At 63.6% G+C, this 23,499-nt stretch carries 24 protein-coding genes; 14 read left to right on the forward strand and 10 right to left on the reverse strand.

Annotated features, from left to right (window positions below):
• Window positions 1–54 precede the first annotated feature (54 nt).
• From HG549_RS02075 to trpE, 7 genes are all read left to right on the forward strand, one after another.
• Window positions 55–1,179: an ABC transporter ATP-binding protein gene (locus tag HG549_RS02075; protein ID WP_170027961.1), complete on the forward strand. Its 1,125-nt coding sequence runs from the start codon at window positions 55–57 to the stop codon at window positions 1,177–1,179.
• 40 nt (window positions 1,180–1,219) lie between these two features.
• On the forward strand, window positions 1,220–2,254 hold the full coding sequence (locus HG549_RS02080; RefSeq protein WP_170027962.1) for an ABC transporter substrate-binding protein: 1,035 nt from the start codon (window positions 1,220–1,222) through the stop codon (window positions 2,252–2,254).
• A gap of 60 nt (window positions 2,255–2,314) precedes the next feature.
• Window positions 2,315–3,562 carry an ABC transporter permease gene (locus tag HG549_RS02085; protein WP_170027963.1) on the forward strand — a complete coding sequence of 416 codons (1,248 nt, stop codon included), beginning with the start codon at window positions 2,315–2,317 and terminating at the stop codon, window positions 3,560–3,562.
• A gap of 11 nt (window positions 3,563–3,573) precedes the next feature.
• A complete protein-coding gene (locus HG549_RS02090) occupies window positions 3,574–4,401 on the forward strand; it encodes an ABC transporter permease (RefSeq protein WP_170027964.1) in 828 nt (275 codons plus the stop codon).
• Between the two features lie 217 nt (window positions 4,402–4,618).
• A complete protein-coding gene (gene rpe / locus HG549_RS02095; RefSeq protein WP_170027965.1) occupies window positions 4,619–5,293 on the forward strand; it encodes a ribulose-phosphate 3-epimerase in 675 nt (224 codons plus the stop codon).
• Window positions 5,290–6,108: a phosphoglycolate phosphatase gene (locus HG549_RS02100; RefSeq protein WP_170027966.1), complete on the forward strand. Its 819-nt coding sequence runs from the start codon at window positions 5,290–5,292 to the stop codon at window positions 6,106–6,108. The genes rpe and HG549_RS02100 overlap by 4 nt, the downstream gene beginning before the upstream one ends.
• Window positions 6,109–6,177: 69 nt before the next feature.
• A complete protein-coding gene (trpE, locus tag HG549_RS02105; protein WP_170027967.1) occupies window positions 6,178–7,659 on the forward strand; it encodes an anthranilate synthase component I in 1,482 nt (493 codons plus the stop codon).
• 133 nt (window positions 7,660–7,792) lie between these two features.
• Here the strand turns inward: trpE and estP are convergent, their stop codons facing one another.
• The gene (gene estP / locus HG549_RS02110; RefSeq protein ID WP_170027968.1) at window positions 7,793–9,673 is read right to left on the reverse strand and encodes an esterase EstP; all 1,881 of its coding nucleotides are present in this window, start codon (window positions 9,671–9,673) and stop codon (window positions 7,793–7,795) included.
• Between the two features lie 368 nt (window positions 9,674–10,041).
• Between estP and HG549_RS02115 the strand changes: the two genes are divergently transcribed.
• The 4 genes from HG549_RS02115 to HG549_RS02130 all read left to right on the forward strand — a co-directional run bounded on the left by HG549_RS02115 (window position 10,042) and on the right by HG549_RS02130 (window position 13,343).
• Window positions 10,042–10,635, forward strand: a complete 594-nt coding sequence (locus HG549_RS02115; RefSeq protein ID WP_003259809.1) for an aminodeoxychorismate/anthranilate synthase component II — start codon at window positions 10,042–10,044, stop codon at window positions 10,633–10,635.
• 9 nt (window positions 10,636–10,644) lie between these two features.
• Entirely contained in the window at window positions 10,645–11,694 is a 1,050-nt protein-coding gene (gene trpD / locus HG549_RS02120) for an anthranilate phosphoribosyltransferase (RefSeq protein ID WP_170027969.1), read from the forward strand.
• On the forward strand, window positions 11,691–12,524 hold the full coding sequence (trpC, locus tag HG549_RS02125) for an indole-3-glycerol phosphate synthase TrpC (RefSeq protein ID WP_170027970.1): 834 nt from the start codon (window positions 11,691–11,693) through the stop codon (window positions 12,522–12,524). The genes trpD and trpC overlap by 4 nt, the downstream gene beginning before the upstream one ends.
• Window positions 12,525–12,638: 114 nt before the next feature.
• A complete protein-coding gene (locus HG549_RS02130; protein ID WP_170027971.1) occupies window positions 12,639–13,343 on the forward strand; it encodes a lipoate--protein ligase family protein in 705 nt (234 codons plus the stop codon).
• Here HG549_RS02130 and crp read toward each other — a convergent pair.
• The gene (gene crp, locus HG549_RS02135) at window positions 13,340–13,984 is read right to left on the reverse strand and encodes a cAMP-activated global transcriptional regulator CRP (protein WP_170027972.1); all 645 of its coding nucleotides are present in this window, start codon (window positions 13,982–13,984) and stop codon (window positions 13,340–13,342) included. The genes HG549_RS02130 and crp overlap by 4 nt on opposite strands.
• Before the next feature lie 190 nt (window positions 13,985–14,174).
• Between crp and HG549_RS02140 the strand changes: the two genes are divergently transcribed.
• Window positions 14,175–14,597, forward strand: a complete 423-nt coding sequence (locus HG549_RS02140) for an OsmC family protein (RefSeq protein WP_170027973.1) — start codon at window positions 14,175–14,177, stop codon at window positions 14,595–14,597.
• Window positions 14,598–14,732: 135 nt separating this feature from the next.
• On the opposite strand, the gene HG549_RS02145 is transcribed toward HG549_RS02140, so the two are convergent.
• The 6 genes from HG549_RS02145 to hemJ form a co-directional block, all read right to left on the reverse strand.
• Window positions 14,733–15,773, reverse strand: a complete 1,041-nt coding sequence (locus HG549_RS02145; protein WP_170027974.1) for a DUF2157 domain-containing protein — start codon at window positions 15,771–15,773, stop codon at window positions 14,733–14,735.
• A gap of 10 nt (window positions 15,774–15,783) precedes the next feature.
• A complete protein-coding gene (coq7, locus tag HG549_RS02150) occupies window positions 15,784–16,431 on the reverse strand; it encodes a 2-polyprenyl-3-methyl-6-methoxy-1,4-benzoquinone monooxygenase (protein ID WP_170027975.1) in 648 nt (215 codons plus the stop codon).
• Window positions 16,432–16,496: 65 nt separating this feature from the next.
• On the reverse strand, window positions 16,497–16,835 hold the full coding sequence (locus HG549_RS02155; RefSeq protein WP_011531867.1) for a histidine triad nucleotide-binding protein: 339 nt from the start codon (window positions 16,833–16,835) through the stop codon (window positions 16,497–16,499).
• A gap of 63 nt (window positions 16,836–16,898) precedes the next feature.
• The gene (locus HG549_RS02160; protein ID WP_170027976.1) at window positions 16,899–17,681 is read right to left on the reverse strand and encodes an SDR family oxidoreductase; all 783 of its coding nucleotides are present in this window, start codon (window positions 17,679–17,681) and stop codon (window positions 16,899–16,901) included.
• 66 nt (window positions 17,682–17,747) lie between these two features.
• Window positions 17,748–18,704: a nitronate monooxygenase family protein gene (locus HG549_RS02165; RefSeq protein WP_170027977.1), complete on the reverse strand. Its 957-nt coding sequence runs from the start codon at window positions 18,702–18,704 to the stop codon at window positions 17,748–17,750.
• A 28-nt stretch (window positions 18,705–18,732) separates the two neighbouring features.
• Window positions 18,733–19,158, reverse strand: a complete 426-nt coding sequence (hemJ, locus tag HG549_RS02170) for a protoporphyrinogen oxidase HemJ (protein WP_170027978.1) — start codon at window positions 19,156–19,158, stop codon at window positions 18,733–18,735.
• A 141-nt stretch (window positions 19,159–19,299) separates the two neighbouring features.
• On the opposite strand from hemJ, the gene argC reads away from it, so the two are divergent.
• Entirely contained in the window at window positions 19,300–20,334 is a 1,035-nt protein-coding gene (gene argC / locus HG549_RS02175; protein ID WP_025337480.1) for an N-acetyl-gamma-glutamyl-phosphate reductase, read from the forward strand.
• Between the two features lie 145 nt (window positions 20,335–20,479).
• Window positions 20,480–20,830: an iron-sulfur cluster insertion protein ErpA gene (gene erpA, locus HG549_RS02180; RefSeq protein ID WP_170027979.1), complete on the forward strand. Its 351-nt coding sequence runs from the start codon at window positions 20,480–20,482 to the stop codon at window positions 20,828–20,830.
• A 59-nt stretch (window positions 20,831–20,889) separates the two neighbouring features.
• Here the strand turns inward: erpA and HG549_RS02185 are convergent, their stop codons facing one another.
• On the reverse strand, window positions 20,890–21,981 hold the full coding sequence (locus tag HG549_RS02185; RefSeq protein ID WP_170027980.1) for an anhydro-N-acetylmuramic acid kinase: 1,092 nt from the start codon (window positions 21,979–21,981) through the stop codon (window positions 20,890–20,892).
• Window positions 21,982–21,984: 3 nt separating this feature from the next.
• Complete coding sequence (locus HG549_RS02190; RefSeq protein ID WP_170027981.1) at window positions 21,985–23,409, reverse strand: peptidoglycan DD-metalloendopeptidase family protein; 1,425 nt, start codon at window positions 23,407–23,409, stop codon at window positions 21,985–21,987.
• Window positions 23,410–23,499: the final 90 nt, after the last annotated feature.

The raw sequence follows: 23,499 nt of genomic DNA on the forward strand, positions 1-23,499 counted from the left end.
ATGCGCCTTGTCTAATCTTTTGCCTACGCAGTCATCCAACAAGAAGGTGCAGGCATGAGCGAGGCGAAGTCGAACGCTGCAACCAGCGAAACGCTGGTCAGCTTCCGTGGTGTGCAGAAGAGCTACGACGGCGAGTCGCTGATCGTCAAGGACCTCAACCTGGATATCCGCAAGGGCGAATTCCTTACCCTGCTCGGCCCGTCCGGCTCGGGCAAGACCACCAGCCTGATGATGCTGGCCGGCTTCGAGACCCCAACCGCCGGTGAAATCCAGCTGGCCGGGCGTTCGATCAACAACGTGCCACCGCACAAGCGCGACATCGGCATGGTGTTCCAGAACTACGCGCTGTTCCCGCACATGACCGTGGCCGAGAACCTGGCGTTCCCGCTGACCGTGCGCAACCTGAGCAAGACCGACATCAGCGAGCGGGTCAAGCGCGTGCTGAACATGGTCCAGCTCGACGCCTTCGCCAAGCGCTACCCCGGCCAGCTGTCCGGCGGCCAGCAGCAGCGCGTGGCCCTGGCCCGCGCCCTGGTGTTCGAGCCCCAGCTGGTGCTGATGGACGAACCGCTGGGTGCGCTCGATAAACAGCTGCGTGAGCACATGCAGATGGAGATCAAGCACATCCACCAGCGCCTGGGCGTGACCGTGGTGTACGTGACCCACGACCAGGGCGAAGCGCTGACCATGTCTGACCGTGTGGCGGTGTTCCACCAGGGCGAGATCCAGCAGATTGCCGACCCGCGTACCTTGTACGAAGAGCCCTGCAACACCTTCGTCGCCAACTTCATCGGTGAGAACAACCGCATCAACGGCACCTTGCTGGCCAGCGATGGCAAACGCTGCCAGGTGCAGCTGGCGCGTGGCGAGCGGGTCGAGGCGCTGGCGGTGAATGTCGGCCAGGCCGGTGAGCCGGTGACCCTGTCGATCCGCCCGGAGCGTGTGCGCCTGAACGGCCACAGCGAGCGCTGCGTAAACCGCTTCTCGGGGCGGGTGGCCGAATTCATCTACCTGGGCGACCACGTACGGGTGCGCCTGGAAGTTTGCGGCAAGGGCGACTTCTTCGTGAAGCAGCCCATTGCCGAGCTCGACCCGGCCCTGGCCGTGGGCGATGTAGTACCCCTGGGCTGGGAGGTGGAGCACGCCCGCGCGCTCGATCCGATTGCCGAAGCCCATTGATGGATTGCTTCACCAACCCTGTACTGTGGAGAGAATAATAATGCGCAAGCAGTTGAAACTGACCGCCCTGGCCCTGGGGCTGTTCGCCGCTGGCCAGGCCATGGCCGCAGACCTGACCGTGGTGTCGTTCGGCGGTGCCAACAAGGCGGCCCAGGTCAAGGCGTTCTATGAGCCGTGGGAAAAGGCCAACAAGGGCAAGATCGTCGCTGGCGAATACAACGGCGAGATGGCCAAGGTCAAAGCCATGGTCGACACCAAGAGTGTGTCCTGGAACCTGGTGGAAGTGGAATCGCCAGAGCTGGCCCGTGGCTGTGACGAGGGCATGTTCGAAGAACTCGACCCGGCGCTGTTCGGCAATGAGGCCGACTATGTGCCAGGTGCCATCCAGCCTTGCGGCGTAGGCTTCTTCGTGTGGTCCACGGTGCTGGCCTACAACGCCGACAAGCTCAAGACCGCACCTACCAGCTGGGCGGATTTCTGGGACACCAAGAAATTCCCGGGCAAGCGCGGCCTGCGCAAGGGTGCCAAGTACACCCTGGAATTCGCCCTGATGGCCGACGGTGTGGCGCCGAAGGACGTGTACCAGGTGCTGGGCACCAAAGAGGGCGTGGACCGCGCCTTCAAGAAGCTCGACGAACTCAAGCCAAGCATCCAGTGGTGGGAGGCCGGCGCCCAGCCGCCGCAGTACCTGGCCTCGGGTGACGTGGTCATGAGCTCGGCCTACAACGGCCGCATCGCCGCGGTGCAGAAAGAGAGCAACCTGAAAGTTGTGTGGAACGGCGGCATCTACGACTTCGACGCCTGGGCCATCCCGAAAGGGGCCAAGGACGCCGACGAGGCGAAGAAATTCATCGCCTTCAGCGTGCAGCCGGAGCAGCAGAAGACCTACTCCGAGAACATCGCCTACGGCCCGGCCAACTCGAAAGCCGTGAGCCTGCTGTCGGACGAGGTGAAGAAAGACATGCCGACCACGCCTGAGAACATTGCCAACCAGGTGCAGATCGACGTGGCCTTCTGGGCCGACAACAGCGAGCAACTGGAGCAACGCTTCAACGCCTGGGCGGCGAAGAAGTAACAGCCCGGTGTGTGGGGCCGCATGGCGGCCCCTATTTCAGCCTGTATTGCGGAGTTCGCCATGGCCATTGCAGTGCCCCTCAACGAAGGCGCAGGTCCAAGTCTCAAGCAGCGCCTCAAGCACGCCGAGCGGGTCAACCGCTGGAAGGCGCAGGCGTTGATCGCGCCGCTGGCGCTGTTTCTCCTGCTGGTGTTCCTGGTGCCGATCGCGGCATTGCTGTACAAGAGTGTCGGCAACCCGGAAGTGGTTGGCGGCCTGCCGCGTACGGTGGATGTCATCACCCAGTGGGACGGCAAGAGCCTGCCGGGCGAGGATGTGTACAAGGCGCTGAGCCAGGACCTGGCCGAATCGCGCAAGAACCAGACCCTGGGCGACCTGTCCAAGCGCCTGAACATGGAGCTGGCCGGCTATCGCAGCCTGTTGGCCAAGACCGCGCGGGCGCTGCCATTCAAGAGCGAACCCGCTTCCTATAAAGATGCCTTGCAGGCGCTCGACGAGCGTTGGGGCGACCCGGCCTACTGGCAGGCGATCCGCCGCAACACCAGCACGGTGACCTCGTTCTACCTGCTGGCTTCGCTCGACCATCGTATCGACGACCTTGGCGAACTGGCCAAGGCCACCCCTGACCAGGCCATCTACCTGGACATCTTTGCCCGCACCCTGTGGATGGGGGTGGTGATTACTGCCATCTGCCTGGTGCTGGCCTACCCGTTGGCCTACCTGCTGGCCAACCTGCCGACCCGGCAAAGCAACCTGCTGATGATCCTGGTGCTGCTGCCGTTCTGGACTTCGATCCTGGTGCGAGTGGCCGCGTGGATCGTGCTGTTGCAGTCCGGTGGCCTGATCAACAGCGCGCTGATGGCCATGGGCATCATCGACCAGCCACTGGAACTGGTGTTCAACCGCACCGGCGTGTACATCTCGATGGTGCACATCCTGCTGCCGTTCATGATCCTGCCGCTGTACAGCGTAATGAAGGGCATTTCGCCCAGCTACATGCGCGCGGCGATCTCGCTGGGCTGCCACCCGTTCGCCAGCTTCTGGCGGGTGTACTTCCCGCAGACCTACGCCGGTGTAGGCGCGGGTTGCCTGCTGGTGTTCATTCTGGCCATCGGCTACTACATCACCCCGGCCTTGCTGGGCAGCCCGAACGACCAGATGGTCAGCTACTTCGTCGCCTTCTACACCAACACCAGCATCAACTGGGGCATGGCCACCGCGCTGGGCGGGCTGTTGCTGCTGGCGACCGTGCTGTTGTACCTGATCTATAGCTGGCTGGTCGGCGCCAGCCGCCTGCGCTTGAGCTGAGGAGCCTTGTCATGCTGAGCCCTTACATGTCGCCCGTGGAGCGGGTGTGGTTCTACAGCCTGCGTATTCTTTGCGGTCTGGTCCTGCTGTTCCTCATTCTGCCGGTGCTGGTGATCGTGCCGCTGTCGTTCAACAGTGGCAGCTTCCTGGTGTACCCGTTGCAGGGCTTCTCGCTGCACTGGTACCAGGACTTCTTCGGCTCGGCCGAATGGATGCGCGCCTTGAAGAACAGCATTATCGTCGCCCCGGCGGCCACGGTGCTGGCCATGGTGTTCGGTACCCTGGCGGCGATCGGCCTCACCCGTGGCGATTTCCCGGGCAAGTCGCTGGTGATGGCGCTGGTGATTTCGCCGATGGTGGTGCCGGTGGTGATCATCGGTGTGGCCAGCTACCTGTTCTTCGCCCCGCTTGGCATGGGCAACAGCTTCACTTCGCTGATCCTGGTGCACGCGGTGCTGGGGGTACCGTTCGTCATCATTACCGTGTCGGCGACCCTGCAAGGCTTCAATTACAACCTCGTGCGCGCGGCGGCCAGCCTGGGCGCCTCGCCGCTGCTGACCTTCCGCCGGGTGACCCTGCCGCTGATCGCGCCCGGGGTCATCTCGGGGGCGTTGTTCGCCTTTGCCACGTCGTTCGACGAGGTAGTGGTAACACTGTTCCTCGCCGGCCCGGAACAGGCGACCCTGCCACGGCAGATGTTCAGTGGCATCCGCGAAAACCTGAGCCCGACGATTGCGGCGGCGGCCACCTTGTTGATCGCCTTCTCGGTGATACTGCTGCTGACCCTGGAATGGTTGCGTGGGCGTAGCGAGAAGCTGAGGACCCAGCAACCGGCCTGATTGTCAGTTGTCTGAACTGGCCTCTTTGCGGGCACGCCCGCTCCCACAGGATTTCCACTGCCCTCGGGCCTTGTGGGGTACCTGTGGGAGCAGGCGTGCCCGCGAAGAGGCCAGTTCAGGTTGAAACAGCTGGTCGAAACCCGTTGATACCAATCAGCCCTCATCCGCTTGCCTGGGTTACAATGCGCGCCACCGTGATTCTGCCAACAGGTGCGCCATGCAGCCCTACGCTATTGCCCCCTCCATTCTCTCCGCCGATTTCGCCCGCCTGGGCGAGGACGTCGACAAGGTATTGGCGGCGGGTGCCGACATCGTCCATTTCGATGTCATGGACAACCACTACGTCCCCAACCTGACCATTGGTCCGATGGTCTGCAGCGCCCTGCGCAAGTATGGCGTCACCGCCCCGATCGACGTGCACCTGATGGTCAGCCCGGTCGACCGCATCATCGGCGACTTCATCGAAGCCGGCGCCACCTACATCACCTTCCATCCAGAAGCCTCGCAGCACATCGACCGCTCCTTGCAACTGATCAAGGACGGCGGCTGCAAGGCCGGCCTGGTGTTCAACCCGGCCACCAGCCTGGATGCCCTGAAGTACGTGATGGACAAGATCGACATGGTGCTGCTGATGAGCGTCAACCCGGGCTTTGGCGGGCAGAAGTTCATCCCCGGCACCCTCGACAAGCTGCGTGAGGCGCGTGCGCTGATCGATGCCAGTGGCCGTGATATCCGCCTGGAAATCGACGGTGGCGTCAACGTCAACAACATCCGCGAGATCGCTGCCGCTGGCGCCGACACCTTCGTGGCCGGTTCGGCGATCTTCAACGCCCCGGACTACCAGGAAGTCATCGCCAGGATGCGCGCCGAACTGGCTCAGGCGCGCCCATGAGCGGCTTCGAGCAGCTGTTCCCGGGGACGCTGCCCAGGCTGGTGATGTTCGATCTGGACGGTACCCTGATCGACTCCGTGCCAGACCTGGCTGCCGCCGTGGACCGCATGCTGCTCGAACTGGGGCGCCCGCCCGCTGGCCTTGCGGCGGTGCGCCACTGGGTGGGTAACGGCGCCCAGGTGCTGGTGCGCCGGGCGCTGGCCGGCGACATCGAACACGCCGCCGTGGACGACGCGTTGGCCGAAAGGGCGCTGGCGCTGTTCATGGACGCCTATGCCGAAAGCCACGAACTGACCGTGGTCTACCCCGGCGTGCAGGACACCCTGCGCTGGCTGCACAAGCGGGGCGTGGAGATGGCGCTGATCACCAACAAGCCCGAGCGCTTCGTCGGCCCGCTGCTGGACCAGATGAAGATCGGCAAGTACTTCCGCTGGATCATCGGCGGCGACACCCTGCCACAAAAAAAACCGGACCCGGCGGCGCTGCTGTTCGTCATGCAGATGGCCGGCGTCACCCCGCAGCAGTCGCTGTTCGTCGGTGACTCGCGCAGTGATGTGCTGGCCGCCAAGGCAGCTGGTGTGCAGTGCGTGGGCCTGAGCTACGGCTACAACCATGGCCGGCCGATCCACGACGAATGCCCCAGCCTGGTGATCGATGACCTGCGTGCACTGCTGCCTGGTTGCGCAGACCTGGCCACTGGGATAACGTTGGCGGACCTTCAAGCCTCACAAGACAGAGAGTCCACCGTGGCGGTTACTGGCAAGTTCTGGATGAAAGTCATCAAGGCCCTGGCCCGTTGGCGTTGGCGCGCCTGACTTCTGCCTGCCGGCGCGTGCCGGCCCGTCCGTTTGCCTGACTTATTGCTGCTTGCCACGAGGCTACCCATGACCCGCGAAGAATTCCTGCGCCTGGCCGCTGCCGGCTATAACCGCATTCCCCTGGCCTGCGAAACCCTGGCCGACTTCGACACACCGCTGTCGATCTACCTGAAACTGGCCGACCAGCCCAACTCGTACCTGCTCGAATCGGTGCAGGGCGGCGAGAAGTGGGGCCGCTACTCGATGATCGGCCTGCCGTCGCGCACGGTGATGCGTGTACACGGTTACCACGTCAGCATCCTGCAAGATGGCGTGGAGGTAGAAAGCCACGACGTCGAAGACCCGCTGGCCTTCGTCGAAACCTTCAAGGACCGTTACAAGGTCGCCGACATCCCTGGCCTGCCGCGCTTCAACGGCGGCCTGGTCGGTTACTTCGGCTATGACTGCGTGCGCTACGTGGAAAAACGCCTGGGAGCCAGCCCCAACCCAGACCCGTTGGGTGTGCCGGATATCCTGTTGATGGTGTCGGACGCGGTGGTGGTGTTCGACAACCTGGCGGGCAAGATGCACGCCATCGTGCTGGTCGACCCGGCTGAAGAGCAGGCATTCGAACGCGGCCAGGCGCGGCTGCAAGGGCTGCTGGAAACCCTGCGCCAGCCGATCACGCCACGCCGCGGCCTGGACCTGAGCGGCCCGCAGGCCGCCGAGCCGGCATTCCGCTCCAGCTATACCCGCGAGGACTACGAGAACGCCGTTGGCCGTATCAAGGAATACATCCTGGCTGGCGACTGCATGCAGGTGGTGCCATCGCAGCGCATGTCGATCGACTTCAACGCCGCGCCCATCGACCTCTATCGCGCGCTGCGCTGCTTCAACCCCACGCCGTACATGTACTTCTTCAACTTTGGCGACTTCCACGTAGTCGGCAGTTCGCCCGAAGTGCTGGTGCGGGTCGAGGACAACCTGGTCACCGTTCGCCCGATTGCCGGTACCCGCCCGCGTGGTGCCACCGAAGAGGCCGACCGCGCGTTGGAAGACGATCTGCTGTCGGATGACAAGGAGATCGCCGAGCACCTGATGCTGATCGACCTGGGCCGCAACGATGTCGGCCGTGTGTCTTCCACCGGTAGCGTGCGCCTGACCGAGAAGATGGTGATCGAGCGCTATTCCAATGTGATGCACATCGTGTCCAACGTCACCGGCCAGCTGCGTGAAGGGTTGACGGCGATGGATGCGCTGCGGGCTATCCTGCCGGCCGGTACGCTTTCCGGGGCGCCGAAGATTCGCGCGATGGAGATCATCGACGAACTGGAGCCGGTCAAGCGCGGGGTCTACGGCGGGGCGGTCGGTTACTTTGCCTGGAATGGCAACATGGATACCGCGATTGCCATCCGTACCGCTGTGATCAAGGACGGCGAGCTGCATGTGCAGGCTGGTGGCGGCATCGTTGCCGACTCGGTGCCAGCGCTGGAGTGGGAAGAAACCATCAACAAGCGCCGGGCGATGTTCCGCGCGGTGGCGTTGGCTGAGCAGACTTCGGCCAAATAGATGTTGATCGGGGCTGCTTTGCAGCCCTTCGCGGGCATGCCCGCTCCCACAGGGTGATCTCATGCTGCAAGGCCTGTGCAGTACCTGTGGGAGCGGGCGAGCCCGCGAAGGGCCGCAAAGCGGCCCCATCAATTCAAAAGTCGACGCTGACGCCCAAACTCACGCCCTGCTGCGTCAGCTCATCACTCTTGCGCCAGTTGTAGTTCCCACGCAGGTGCACCCCCGCTACCACCTCATGGCTCACCCCAAGGCTGGCCCGGGTCAGGTCGCTGTGTGGCGTATACCCGGTCAGGGTGAAGTCATTCGCCGGCAGACTGGCCAGGTGCATCGTCACATCCTGCTGGTCATCTTCAAACTCATGCTCCTGTGCCACCTCGGCGAACAGCCGGGTGCCTGATGCAACCTGCACGCTGCCCAGCAACCCCACGCCCAGCCGACGTGACGTGCGCTCCTGATCATCGAAGCCCAGCGCCGTCGAGCGCCCGCTCTTCTCGTCATAGCCGTCCACCTTTACCCGCGCATAGTCGGCGCTGACGAACGGCGCCAGCTGCCAGCCGCTGCTTTCGGCCGCCAGGTTATAGCCAAGCCGCGCCGACATCGCCCAGGCCTCGCCGTCGGTATCACCCTTTTCGCTGCGGTCGTTCACGCCAAGGGCGAAGGTACGCTGCAGATCGCTGTAGTCCAGGTGCCCGGCAGTCAGCGCAGCATCGGCCCACCAGCGGTCCTGGCGGTATTGGGCGAAGGCGCTGGCCAGGTAGCTGTCCAGCTTGTAGTCCGAGTCCTGTTCGCCGGCTTCCAGCTTCTGCCGATACACGCCGCCGGCCAGGCCCAGGCGCCAGGTGTCGTTCAACCGATAGCTGCCGCCCAGGGTCAGGTTGTAGCCGCGGCCATCTCCGCTGGCCGCGCTGCTTTGCTCATCGAAGTCCAGGTCCTGGGCACCGGTGGAGACGAAGGCCTGCCATTGGCCAACCGCCTGCCAGGGTGTCTGCCACTGGTTGCGCAGTTCGTCCTGGTGGGCGCGCAGGCTGGCGTGGGCCATTTCCGGTAGCAGGGTCAGCTCCCAGGGGGCTGCGAGGATCGAATAGGCGTAGTCGGCAATCAGTTGCTGACCGGCGATGGTCGGGTGCACCGAGTCGTTGAACAGCAGCTTGGTAGGGTCTGGCGCGCTGCCATTGATGCCATACACCGGGTTCTCCACGCAGCCTTCGCCGCTGTAGCAGGTGCCGACCAGGTTCTGGCCACTGGCCAGGCCATATTGGCTGGGATCAGCCAGCGCTTCGCTCAGCAGCACGGGAATGTTGAGCGGAATGATTTCGGCATCGATCTGCCCCAGCTGGCCGAGCAACGCCTGGTTGAACGCGCCAGACAGCAGCGACAGCTGGTTTTGCTCGGGCGTGCCGCTGAAGTTGGGGGTTTGGCCGAGGTCGGGTAGCAGCCAGACCATGATGTAGCGGGCGCCACCTTGTTGCAGGGCCTGGGCGCTGGCGGCCAGGCGGGCACCGGCGGCCACCGCGTCGGTGGGGCTGCTGATCAACCCTTGCAGGAAATCATTGCCGCCGCCGGTCAGGTAGTACAGCGCGTTGGGGTCGGCGCGCAGGCCATTGGCCAGGTAGCCCGGTTTGTCACGCAGGACCAGCCCGGCACCGGGGCGCCCGGGCGGGATGACGACCTCGGACGTGGTGGTGATCGAATCCAGGATCTGTTGGGTGGTGTAGCCGCCTACCGCCCAATTGTTGCCGTCAGGCAGCCCGAGGGCCGGGTTGACCGGCGAAGTGGAGGGGCCAAGCTCTGCTGGGTTAACGCCCAGGCGCCCACCCAGGATCATGGGGGAAACGGGCGCATAGTTGCCATTGGCATCGCGGTTGGTGAAGCGTATGCCACCGAACTGCCCGGAATCACTCAGGCTGTCGCCAAACACGATCATGGACGAGTAGGGCGAAGGTGCAGCGAAAGCCTGGCTGCAGGCCAATGCCAGTGAGGCGACGGTAAAACGTACGAACGCAGCTTTTCGCATCAGAGAACATCCTTTTCTTTGTTTTTATCTGGACAACCCGATCGACCTTAGCAAATCGCAGGGCATCCCTCCCAAGTCCATTCGTTTCCCCGTGTTTACGGGCATATTGCGCCCGTCGCCCCGGTAGGCTACTGTGCCGTGACGTATGAGCGAGACCTATCCTGTGTTGATCGTCAGCAAACTCTTGATGCGCGTAATCAAGGCCCACGCCCGTTGGCGTTGGCGCGCCTGACTTTATCTCCTGCCGGCCCGCCCGGCCCGTCCCCGTTTGCCTTCCTGTCTACCGCCCCTTGTGGCAAAGCTGCGCCTGTTGGCTGGCGCAGGAAGGTTCGAATTCTGAAGTCAGTAGATTCAAGAGGTTCAACCCGATGTTACTGATGATCGACAATTACGACTCATTCACTTACAACGTCGTTCAATACCTTGGCGAGCTGGGTGCGGAGGTCAAGGTCATTCGCAACGACGAAATGACCATCGCCCAGATCGAAGCCCTGAACCCCGAGCGCATCGTCGTTTCCCCAGGGCCATGCACGCCGAGCGAGGCGGGTGTGTCCATCGAGGCCATCCTGCACTTTGCCGGCAAGCTGCCGATTCTCGGGGTATGCCTGGGCCACCAGTCGATCGGCCAGGCGTTTGGCGGTGACGTGGTGCGTGCGCGCCAGGTGATGCATGGCAAGACCAGCCCGGTCCACCACCGTGACCTTGGTGTGTTCGCCGGCCTCAACAACCCGCTGACCGTGACCCGCTACCATTCGCTGGTGGTCAAGCGCGAAACCCTGCCCGAGTGCCTGGAAGTGACGGCCTGGACCGCCCACGCTGATGGTTCGGTCGACGAAATCATGGGCCTGCGCCACAAGACCTTGAATATCGAAGGGGTGCAGTTCCACCCTGAATCGATCCTTACCGAACAGGGCCACGAGCTGTTCGCCAACTTCCTCAAGCAGACCGGCGGCCGCCGCTAAGGATCGACCATGGATATCAAGAGCGCGTTAAGCCGTATCGTCGGCCACCTGGACCTTTCTACCGAAGAAATGCGCGACGTCATGCGCCAGATCATGACTGGCCAGTGCAGCGAAGCGCAGATCGGTGCCTTCCTGATGGGCATGCGCATGAAAAGCGAAAGCATCGACGAAATCGTCGGTGCGGTATCGGTGATGCGTGAACTGGCCGACAAGGTCGAGCTGCAAAGCCTCGATGGCGTGGTCGATATCGTCGGCACCGGCGGCGATGGCGCCAACATCTTCAACGTCTCCACTGCCTCGTCGTTCGTTCTGGCGGCGGCGGGTTGCACCGTGGCCAAGCATGGCAACCGCGCGGTATCGGGCAAGAGCGGCAGTGCCGACCTGCTGGAAGCGGCAGGCATCTATCTGAACCTCACACCCACCCAGGTGGCTCGCTGCATCGACAGCCTGGGCATCGGCTTCATGTTTGCACAAAGCCATCACAGTGCCATGAAGCATGCCGCTGGCCCGCGTCGCGACCTGGGGCTGCGTACCCTGTTCAACATGCTCGGCCCGCTTACGAATCCGGCCGGAGTGAAGCATCAGGTAGTGGGGGTGTTCACCCAGGCCCTGTGCCGGCCATTGGCCGAGGTGCTGCAGCGCCTGGGCAGCAAGCATGTATTGGTAGTGCACTCGAAGGACGGCCTGGACGAGTTCAGCCTGGCCGCGCCCACCTTCGTTGCCGAACTGAAAAATGGCGAGATCACTGAATACTGGGTCGAGCCGGAAGACCTTGGCATGAAGAGCCAGAGCCTGCATGGCCTGGCGGTCGAGAACCCGCAGGCGTCGCTGGAGTTGATTCGTGACGCGCTGGGGCGGCGCAAGACCGAGAATGGCCAGAAGGCCGCCGAGATGATCGTGCTCAATGCTGGCGCAGCGCTGTATGCCGCTGACCATGCCATGAGCCTGAAAGCCGGTGTGGAACTGGCCCACGACGTACTGCACACCGGGCTGGCCTGGGAGAAGCTGCAGGAACTGGGTGCCTTTACTGCAGTATTCAAGGTGGAGAACGAAGCATGAGTGTGCCGACGGTGCTGGAAAGGATCATTGCCCGCAAGTTCCAGGAAGTGGCCGAGCGCAGTGCGCGCGTCAGTCTGGCTGAACTGGAAGCGCTGGCCAAGGTTGCCGACGCCCCGCGTGGCTTTGCCAAGGCGTTGATCGAACAGGCCGGGCGCAAGCAGCCGGCTGTGATTGCCGAAATCAAGAAGGCCTCGCCGAGCAAGGGTGTGATCCGCGAGCATTTCGTGCCGGCGGAAATCGCCGTCAGCTACGAAAAAGGCGGGGCGACCTGCCTGTCGGTGCTGACCGATGTGGATTATTTCCAGGGTGCCGATGAATATCTGCAGCAGGCCCGCGCGGCAGTTTCGCTGCCGGTGATCCGCAAGGATTTCATGGTCGACCCGTACCAGATCGTCGAAGCCCGGGCCTTGGGCGCAGACTGCGTACTGCTGATCGTGGCGGCACTGGATGACGTGAAGATGGCCGAGCTGGCGGCCACGGCGAAGGATGTCGGCCTTGACGTGCTGGTGGAAGCGCACGATGGCGATGAGCTGGAGCGCGCGTTGAACACCCTGGATACACCGCTGGTGGGGGTCAACAACCGCAACCTGCACACCTTCGAGGTCAGCCTGGAAACCACCCTTGACCTGCTGCCGCGCATTCCGCGTGATCGCCTGGCTGTTACCGAGAGCGGTATCCTGAACCGCGCCGATGTGGAGCTGATGGAAATCAACGAGGTCTATTCGTTCCTGGTCGGTGAGGCGTTCATGCGTGCCGAACAGCCTGGGCTCGAGCTGCAGCGGTTGTTCTTCCCGGAACAGGTGAAGAAGACTGTTCAGCAACTGGACTGATCGAAACCAAGCCGGCGTCAATGCCGGCTTTTTTGTATGCCTGCAATGGGCTCTTCGCGGGCGTGTCGAGCCGCCGCGAAGAGGCCCCTGAAAAACAACATCAAAGGTGGATCAATGACCGATCAACCCCTGGCCCTGACTGTCGAACAAGGCCTGCACGCCGAACAGGAGTTGTTGGCCGCCGTGTGCCGCGGCGAGCGCGACAGTGGCGTACTGTTCTGGCGCCCTACCGACCACGCCCTGGTCATGCCGCGGCGCATGAGCCGCCTGGACAATTTCGAAGCCGCCTGTGCGGAGCTGGCGATTGCCGGCTGGCCGGTGCTGTTGCGCGAAACCGGCGGCGAGCCCGTACCGCAGTCGCATGCGACGGTAAACGTTGCACTGGTCTATGTCGCCCCCCGCAGCGAAGGTGACCATGGCCGTATCGAAAACGCATACGAGCGCCTGTGCCTGCCGCTGTGCGACGTGCTGCGCGAATGGGGCGGCGTGGCCTCGGTGGGTGAGATCGACGGGGCCTTCTGCGACGGCCGCTACAACGTCAACCTCAATGGCCGCAAACTGGTGGGCACCGCACAACGCTGGCGCCAGGGGCTGGGCGGCAAGCGCCCGGTAGTGCTGGTGCATGGTGCGCTGCTGCTGGACAACGAGCGCGAGTCGATGGTGGCAGCGGTGAACCGCTTCAACGAGTGCTGCGAACTGGACCAGCGCTGCCGTGCCGACGCACACATCGCCTTGCATGAAGTGGCGCCCGAGGCGCCCTGGTTCGAGCGCCTGTCGCAGGCCTATGCCAAGGTGCTGGCGGACCTGCCCAGCGATTAGCGCGTGCCGTAGACCACCATGGTCTTGCCTTTGACCTGCACCAGGCTGCGTTCTTCGAGGTCCTTGAGGACGCGGCCGACCATTTCCCGCGAGCAGCCGACGATGCGGCCGATCTCCTGGCGGGTGATCTTTATCTGCATGCCGTCGGGGTGGGTCATGGCGTCAGGTTGCTTGCACAGGTCGAGCAGGCAACGGGCAACCCGCCCGGTGACGTCGAAGAACGCCAGGTCGCCGACCTTGCGGGTGGTGTTGCGCAGGCGCTGGGCCATCTGGCTGCCCAGCGCGTAGAGAATCTCCGGGTCCTGGCGTGCCAGTTCGCGAAATTTCTCGTAACTGATCTCGGCCACTTCGCATTCGCTTTTCGCGCGCACCCAGGCACTGCGGTGCTGCTCGCTATTGGCGGGCTCGAACAGGCCCAGTTCGCCAAAGAAATCGCCGCTATTCAGGTAGGCGATGATCATTTCATGGCCTTCGTCGTCCTCGATGAGGATGGTCACCGAGCCTTTGATGATGAATGACAGTGTTTCGGCCCGGTCGCCGGCGCAGATGATATTGCTCTTGGCCGGATAGCGGCGGCGCTGGCAGTGCACCAGCAGTCTGTCGATGTTCTTTATCTTGGCGGGTAAGGCAGAGGCAACCATCACGAAATCCTGTTCGATGCGACGCATTGGCTTTTTCAAAGGGCAGCTGGCGACAGGCGCCAGTCAATTGGCGCCAGCTTATCAGACACTACAGGATGTTTCGGTAATAAACCGACAGGACACGTACTTTTCCCACAGCCATACAAGGTCTAAGCTGACACCCTTTTCCCAAAATCAGGAGTCCGGGTAGATGAAGGCACGTATCCAGTGGGCCGGTGAGGCAATGTTCCTCGGCGAATCGGGGAGCGGCCACGTCGTCGTGATGGACGGCCCGCCCGAGGCCGGCGGCCGCAACCTGGGTGTGCGACCGATGGAGATGCTGTTGCTGGGCCTGGGTGGCTGCAGCAGCTTCGACGTGGTGAGCATTCTGAAAAAGTCGCGGCAGGCGGTGGAAAGCTGCGAGGCGTTCCTCGAGGCCGAGCGTGCAGGCGAAGACCCGAAGGTGTTCACCAAGATTCATATGAACTTCGTGGTGAAAGGGCGCGGGCTGAAAGAGGCGCAGGTCAAGCGTGCGGTGGAGCTGTCGGCAGAGAAGTACTGCTCGGCTTCGATCATGCTGGAGCGTGCCGGGGTCGAAATCAGCCACGGCTATGAAATCGTAGAGCTGGGTTGAAGCCACGGTTCCTGGGGCTGCTGCGCAGCCCATCGCCGGCAAGCCAGCTTCCCCAAATGCGGCAGGCCCAAGGCCCGCGCAGCACCTGCAGGAGCTGGCTTGCCGGCGATGGGGCGCCAAGCGGCGCCAACACCATCAGCTGCGAAGCGCAGGCAATGCAGCCCGCACCCATTCAGGCAGCCAACCCCGCATCACCTGGCTCAGTTGCTCCCGCCGCTTCTGGTAAGCCAGGCCCAGCCCGATCACCCCGAGCCCGATCAAGGTGACCACCACCGGGAACAGAAGTGACTCGGCAAACACCTCATACGACAGGTAGCCGAGGTAAGCCGCTACCCCTAATGCGCCAAATACCATGAACACCGGCCGGCGCAGCAGTACCGCCATGCCCATGAGCGCGATATTGATCAGGCAGTACATGGCCTTGCCCAGCTCGCTGCCGCTGTCCATCAGCGTCATCCCGCCCCAGAACGCCGCCAGCCCGGCCAGATAGCCCCAATGCGCGTAGTCCTCGCGTGTGCGACCGTCGACCACGATGAATACAGCCAGCAAGCCCAGCCCGAACCACAACGACACTTCGCGGCGTTGCTCCCAGCTGAACGGCGAGCCGAAGAACCATTCGCTCAGGTCCATCGACATGAACCACAAGGCCACGGCAACCGGCATGACGATGAACGGGTAGGGGATCAGCCTCAGCATCAGCAGCCCGGCGACTACCGTGGCCGCTTCCATTGCCAGCCAGCCGCCCTGCACATAGGTGTAGTACTGGTGATAGTCGGCCTGCACATCGTCCAGTGGCCACCAGCCGGCCAGGCGTTCGACGGCGAATACCGCCAGCGGCACGATGCTGACCGCGACCGCCGCCAGCACCCCGGCAGCGACCGGTTGGGCGCGATGTTGCAGGTTAACGGCGAACAACGTGAGCAACAGGATATAAAGGCTGGCGATGGCCAGCAGTGCCCAGTCGCCAATGCTCATCCAGGCTTCGGTGAGCAGCCAGCCCATGGCCGCCATGATCAGCATGGCGCCGAAGTAGAAGGCCACGTGAGCCAGCTGGAAACTGCCGCGTGGTGCCGACTGCTGGCGCAGGAAGGCCACAAGGGCCTGGTCCTGGCCAGGCTGGAGAATGCCGGCGTGCACGGCGCGCGCCAGGTCCTTGGCGTCGAAACGATCCGTCATGGTAATGCCTTCAGATACGGTAGGTGCTCTTGGTCATGACCTTGGCCAACAGGCTCATGCCAAAGCGGACCGGGGCGGGGAAGCGATAACCACCGGCGGCCAGTGCAGAATCGGCGTGTTGTTCTTCATCGATACGCATCTGTTCGAGGATGGCCCGGGACTTTTCGTCTTCCTGCGGGATCTGTTCCAAGTGTTCGTCGAGGTGCTTGCACACCTGGTGCTCGGTGGCAGCGACGAAGCCCAGGCTGACCTTGTCGCTGACCAGCCCGGCGAGTGCGCCGATACCGAACGACATGCCGTAGAACAGCGGGTTGAGCACGCTGGGGTGGCTGTTCAACTGGCGGATACGCTGTTCGCACCAGGCCAGGTGGTCCACTTCTTCCTCGGCGGCGTGCTCCATGGCCTTGCGCACTTCGGGCAGCTTGGCGGTCAGGGCCTGGCCCTGATACAGCGCCTGGGCACAGACTTCACCGGTGTGGTTGATGCGCATCAGCCCGGCAACGTGGCGGGCCTGCTGCTCGTCCAGGTTGATGTCCGGCTGCACGATAGCCGGCGAGGGGCGGGCGGGTTGGCCGCTGAAGGGCAGCAAGGTGCGCATGGCGGTATCGGCCTGCAGCAACAAGCGGTCGAGCGGCGAGTAGTGACGTTCGGTAGCCATCGGGCACCTCCGCAAGAATGTGCCCGACAGTTTACCGCAATAGTGGCAGGGTGGCTTGCCGTGGATCAGCCCGGTGGCCAGTGCATCTGGCGCTGGCCAAGCACGTGCATGTGGATGTGGTACACGGTCTGGCCGCCTTTCGGGTTGCAGTTCATGACCACGCGGAAGCCTTCCTCGCAGCCTTGCTCGACGGCCAGGCGCTGGGCGGTGAACAGGATGTGGCCGGCCAGTGCCTTGTCCTCTTCGGTCAGGTCGTTGAGCGTACGGATGTGCTTTTTCGGGATGACCAGAAAATGTACGGGGGCCGCGGGTGCAATATCCTTGAAGGCCAGGATCTGGTCATCTTCGTAGATGATATCCGCCGGGATTTCCCGGTTGATGATTTTGAGGAATAAATCGTCCACAGCACTTGCTCCATGGTGAGGGTCGGGCCGAGTGTACTCAGCCGGGCGCCACTCGCCCAGTGGCTATTCCATGCCGAGCGGGCAGTAGCGGCGATGGATGACGCCGGCCAGCTTGCGCACCAGCCAGCGGGGCAGCAGGCGCGGGGCGAAAGCCAGCCAGCGGTTGCGTCGGCCGGGCATGATCAGCGCGCGGTTCTTGTCGAGCGCGCGCACGGTGTACAGCGCCACTTCCTCCGGGCTGAGGCAGCGTGGCTTGCCATCGAGCCGTGGGATGCGCCGCCGCGCAGAGCGCACCGGGCCGGGGCACAGCACCGACACCTTGATACCGGTACGCTTGAGTTCTTCGCGCAGGGCCTGCGAGAAGCTCAATACATAGGCCTTGCTGGCGGCATAGGCGGCCATCCACGGGCCCGGCGCCACGCCGGCCAGGCCGGCGACGTTGAGGATCTGCCCGCCGCCCTGTACCGCCATCAGGTTGCCGATGGCGTGACACAGGCGGCTCAGCGCCAACACGTTGACTTCCAGCAGGTCCTGCTCGTCGGCCCATTCATGAGCCAGGAATGGGCCGTAGGTACGCAGGCCGGCACAATTGACCAGCAGGTCGATACGCCGCTCACCTTCTTCCAGTTCCAGCACAAAGCCCGACAGGCGCAGAGGCTGGCTGAGGTCGCAGGCGCGGAACAGCACTTCCACGCCAAAGCGCTGGGTAAGCTCGATGGCCACTGGCTCCAGCGTTTCACGCTGGCGTGCCACCAGGATCAGGTTGCGCCCGCGCCGCGCCAGCGCTTCCGCCAGCGCCAGGCCCAGGCCGCTGGAAGCACCAGTGATCATGGCGTAACGGGTCATGCAAGGCTCCTGGGGGCTGAAGAGGCGCCTAGTGTACAGCTTGGCCGGGGCAGGTGTTGCCTTTTGCTACGAGCCGCGATGCCCCAGGGCCTGGCAGCGCTGCACGGCATCCCGGTATTCGTGGTAGAGCCGTTCGATCAGCGCACCGGCATCCGGCAGGTCGTCGATACCGCCGACACCCTGGCCCGCCGACCACACGGTCTTCCAGGCCTTGGCTTCGTCGTGTATCGGCTTGAGCTTGCCTTGCTCGTGGCCGCGCTTGAGGGCGTCCAGGTCGTAGCCGGCCTGCTCCAGGCTCGCGCGCAGAAAGCTGGCAGGCACGCCGGACACTGCCGGAGTGTGGATGATGTCGGCGGCATGGGCATCGAGCAGCATCTGCTTGTAGGCATCCTGGGCCTGGCTTTCGGCCGTGGCGATGAAGCGGGTGCCCATGTAGGCCAGGTCAGCGCCGAGCATCTGTGCCGCCAGGATCTCGTGGCCATGGTTGAGGCAGCCGGCCAACAGCAAGGTCTTGTCGAAGAACTGGCGAATTTCCGCGACCAGGGCGAACGGGCTCCAGGTGCCGGCATGGCCGCCTGCGCCTGCGGCCACCGCGATCAGCCCATCGACTCCGGCCTCGGCGGCCTTTTCGGCATGGCGGCGGGTGGTGACATCGTGGAATACCAGGCCGCCGTAGCCGTGCACGGCATCGACCACTTCCTTCACCGCGCCCAGGCTGGTAATGACGATCGGCACGCGGTGTTCCACGCACAACGCCAGGTCGGCCTGCAGGCGCGGGTTGGTCGAATGAACGATCAGGTTCACGGCATACGGGGCTGGCGCCGGCAGTTGCCCCAGGCCGTTCTCGATCTCCTCCAGCCAGGCCTTGAAACCGCCGCTGTCGCGCTGGTTCAGGGCCGGGAAGCTACCGACTATGCCAGCGGCGCAGCACGCCAGCACCAGCCTGGGGTTGGAAATCAGGAACATCGGTGCGGCAACCACTGGCAGGCGCAGGCGTTGTTCGAGCGAGGCGGGTAGCGCCATGGCGAGGCTCCTTGAGCGGCGGGCGGTGTCAGAACGGCTTGACCACCACCAGGATCACGACGCCCAGCAGGAACAGCACGGGCACTTCGTTGAACCAGCGATAGTAGACGTGGCTGCGGGTATTGCTGCCGCTGGCGAAGCGTTTGCGCTGGGCGCCGCACATGTGATGGTAGACGGTCAGCAGGATGACCAGGGTCAGCTTGGCATGCAGCCAGCCCTGGCTGAGCCAGCCCGGGGTGAGGTACAGCATCCATCCGCCGAACACGTAGGTGGCGATCATCGCCGGGTTCATGATGCCGCGGAAAAGCTTGCGTTCCATGGTCACGAAGCGTTCCTGGCTGATGCTGTCCTGGCTCTGGGCGTGGTAGACGAACAGCCGCGGAAGGTAGAACAGGCCGGCGAACCAGCAGACCACGCTGACGATGTGCAGCGCTTTGATCCATAGGTAAAGCATGGGGGAGTTCCTTCAGGTGTTCACGGTCGTCAGATAGTAGTGGTCAAGCGCCCGAAGGGTCATCCGAAGAGTTGTTACAGGCGCCTTGCGCCCCTATTATCGTGCGCTTTCCAGACGGCTCGTTGATAAGGGGCAAGCGTTATGATCAAGGTCGGTATCGTCGGCGGCACGGGTTACACCGGCGTCGAACTGTTGCGTCTGCTGGCACAGCATCCACAGGCCGAAGTGGCGGTCATCACTTCGCGCTCCGAGGCGGGCGTGGCGGTGGCGGACATGTACCCGAACCTGCGCGGCCATTATGACGGGCTGGCATTCAGCGTGCCCGACAGCAAGACCCTGGCGGCGTGTGACGTGGTGTTCTTCGCCACACCGCACGGCGTCGCCCATGCACTGGCCGGTGAACTGCTGGCGGCCGGTACCAAGGTGATCGACCTGTCGGCCGACTTCCGTTTGCAGGACGCCGCCGAGTGGGGCAAGTGGTACGGCCAGCCGCACGGCGCACCGGAGCTGCTCAAGGACGCGGTTTACGGCCTGCCTGAAGTCAACCGTGAGAAGATCCGCCAGGCACGCCTGATCGCCGTGCCGGGCTGCTACCCGACCGCTACCCAGCTGGGCTTCCTGCCGCTGCTGGAGGCAGGCCTGGCCGACCCGTCGCGCCTGATTGCCGACTGCAAGTCCGGGGTCAGCGGTGCTGGCCGTGGTGCGGCGGTGGGCTCGCTGTTCTGCGAAGCCGGCGAGAGCATGAAGGCCTATGCAGTCAAGGGCCATCGCCACCTCCCGGAAATCAGCCAGGGCCTGCGCCTGGCGGCTGGCAAAGACATCGGCCTGACCTTCGTGCCGCACCTGACGCCGATGATCCGTGGCATCCACGCCACCCTGTACGCAACCGTTGCCGACACTTCGGTCGACCTGCAGGCGCTGTTCGAGAAACGCTATGCCGACGAGCCGTTCGTCGACGTGATGCCGGCTGGCAGCCACCCGGAAACCCGCAGTGTGCGCGGCGCCAACGTCTGCCGCATTGCCGTTCATCGTCCACAGGGCGGCGACCTGGTGGTGGTGCTTTCGGTGATCGACAACCTGGTCAAGGGCGCATCCGGCCAGGCGGTGCAGAACCTCAACATCCTGTTCGGCCTGGACGAGCGCATGGGCCTGTCCCACGCCGGCCTGTTGCCGTAAGCCGCCATCGGTGGAAAGGCCCGCGTCGTGCGGGCCTTTTTGTTTGTCGCGACTAAAGCCGCACAATTCTTGACCGATTTTCTCGGGAAAGCGGATAATGCGCGTCATCGAGTTTTATGGCGGCTACCGCGCCGGGAGAATCAACATGAGCGTCGAAACCTTCACCCCCACGGCTTTGGAATTCACCCACGGCGCTGCGCAGAAGGTGAAGAACCTGGTGTCCGAAGAAGGCAACGATCGTCTGAAGCTGCGCGTGTTCGTCACCGGTGGCGGTTGCTCGGGCTTCCAGTATGGCTTCACCTTCGATGAAGACGTGGCCGAAGATGACACCATCGTCGAGCGCGAAGGGGTATCCCTAGTGGTCGACCCGATGAGCTTCCAGTACCTGGCCGGTGCCGAAGTGGACTACCAGGAAGGCCTGGAAGGCTCGCGCTTCGTGATCAAGAACCCGAATGCCACCACCACCTGCGGTTGCGGCTCGTCGTTCTCGATCTGAGCCCTGCTCATACGAAAACGCCGCGCAATTGCGCGGCGTTTTACGTTGTGGCGTAGTGTTCAGGCCGGGTAGATCGCACCCAGTACACGCAGGCCCTTGGCCGCTGTCACGCTGGGGCGATTGGCGGCAATACCTTCCAGGCAGCAATGGGCCAGCCAGGCGAACGCCATGGCCTCGACCCAGTCCGGGTCAACGCCATGGATGCCGGTACTGGCGACCCGAGCTGCGGGTAGCAGTTGGCCGAGGCGCGTCATCAGGGCGCGGTTGCGCGCGCCGCCACCGCACACCAGCAGCGCTTCGGTGCCTTGCTGGGCATTGCTCAGCGAGTCGATGATGCTGCGTGCGGTCAGCTCCAGCAGCGTCGCCTGCACATCCTCGTCGCGATAAGCGGGGAGGCGAGCGAGGTGGCCAACCAGCCAGGCCAGGTTGAACACTTCGCGGCCTGTACTCTTCGGGCCGCTGCCTGCGAAGAACGGGTCGGCCAGCAGGGTGTCGAGCAAGTCCGCCTGTACCCTGCCGGAAGCCGCCCAGGCACCATCCGCATCATAGGCCTGGCCGCGCTTGCGCTCGATCCAGGCATCCAGCAATACGTTACCGGGGCCACAATCGAAGCCATAGACCGGCTTGTCGTGTTCGATCAGGCTGAGGTTGCTGAAACCGCCGACGTTGAGCACGGCCAGGCGCTGCCCGAGATGGCTGAACAGGGTCTCGTGGAAGGCCGGGACCAGCGGTGCACCTTGGCCACCGGCTGCCACATCGCGGCGGCGGAAATCAGCGACCACACTGATGCCGGTAAGCTCGGCCAGCAGCGCCGGGTTGCCGATCTGTACGGTAAAGCCGCGCGCGGGCTCGTGGCGGATGGTCTGGCCATGGCTGCCAATGGCGCGGATGGCGTCGGCCTGCAGCCCCTGGTTGGCCAGCAGCTGGCGGATGCCTTCGCCGGCAAGCGTGGCCCAGCGGTTTTCCGCCAGGGCGGCACGCGCGATCTCGTCCGCGCCGCTGCTGCACAAGGCAAGCAGCTCCTGGCGCAGGTCGCCGGGCATGGGCAGGTAGTGGGTGGCGAGCAGCTCAGGCTGCTCGCTTTGTGCGATCAGGGCAATGTCCAGGCCATCGAGGCTGGTGCCGGACATCACCCCCAGGTAGAGCGCCATGGCTCAGCGCTTGTTCGCGGCGAGCAGGGTGGCCTTTTCCTGATCCATGCGGGCAATCAGGGGCTGGCTTTGCTGCAGGAAGCGCTGGCGCTCGTTGCGGGCGATCGGGTCGGCCATTGGCACTTTCTGGCTCAGCGGGTCGACATGCACACCGTTGACCTGGAACTCGTAGTGCAGGTGCGGGCCGGTGGACAGGCCGGTGGTACCGATATAGCCGATGATCTGGCCTTGCTTGACCATGCTGCCGGTCTTGATGCCCTTGGCGAAGCCCTGCATGTGGCCATACAGCGTCTTGTAGCGGTTGCCGTGCTGGATGATCACGGTGTTGCCGTAACCGCCACGGCGCCCGGCCAGCTCGATGCGGCCATCACCGGCTGCCTTGATCGGGGTACCGCGAGGGGCGGCGTAGTCGACACCCTTGTGCGCGCGGATCTTGTTCAGGATCGGGTGCTTGCGGCCTGCGGAGAAACGCGAGCTGATGCGGGCGAAATCCACCGGGGTACGGATGAACGCCTTGCGCAGGCTGTTGCCGTCGGCGGTGTAGTAGCTGGTGTTGCCCTGCTTGTTGGTGTAGCGCACGGCGGTGTAGGTCTTGCCGCGGTTGGTGAACCGCGCAGAGAGGATATTGCCGGTGCCGACGACTTTGCCGTCCATCACCTTCTGCTCGTAGACCACGTCGAATTCGTCGCCCGGGCGAATGTCCTGGGCGAAATCGATGTCATAGCCGAGCACCCGAGCCATGTCCATGGTCATGCTGTGGGACAGGCCGGCGCGCTGTGCCGAGGCCGACAGTGAGCTTTTGATCACGCCATGGGCATAGGCGGTCCGCACGACCGGCTTGCTGATCTCGCGATTGAAGGTATAGCCCTTGTCGGTCTTGGTCAGGCGAATGGTTTCAAGGTTGCTGACCTTGCTGTGCAGGCTGGCCAGCTGGCCGTCCTTGTCGAGTTCGAACTGCAGCACCTGGCCGTGCTTGAGCTGGCTGAACTGCTTGGCCTGCTTGTTGCTGGCCAACAGCTCGTGCACTGCATTGCTCGGCAGGCCGACCTTGGCGAACAGGGTGGACAGCGTGTCGCCACGGGCCACTGTGACTTCACGGTGGCCGGGCTCCTTGGCGGTTTCGGCGACCGGTTCTGCGGCAGGGGCGTCTTCCTGCTTGGCGTTCTGGGTTTCGGGGGCGGCGTCCTCGATCTGGGCGAATGGCGAGCCTTGCTCACCTTCTGCCTGCACCAGGGGCGCAGCGCGGGATTCGTCCTTCAACTGCTCGGCAGGGCTCTCCAGCTCGAGATTGAGGGTGGTTTTCTTGGCTTCCACTTCGCTGGAGGGAAACACCAGCAGGGCCAGGCTGAGCAGGGCGGCGATGCCGCTGGCGGCCAACAGATGGCTTTTCGGATAAAGCGGGGGCGCTTTAGGCGGTTCGTTGGTCATGGGCACGGTGACTTTGAAAAAGGTGAAATGGAAAAGATGAATGACATGATGAAGATGAAATAACTGTATAAAATATAACCAAAACCATTT

The organism is Pseudomonas sp. SK (assembly GCF_012975065.1).
GTDB lineage: Bacteria > Pseudomonadota > Gammaproteobacteria > Pseudomonadales > Pseudomonadaceae > Aquipseudomonas > Aquipseudomonas anuradhapurensis.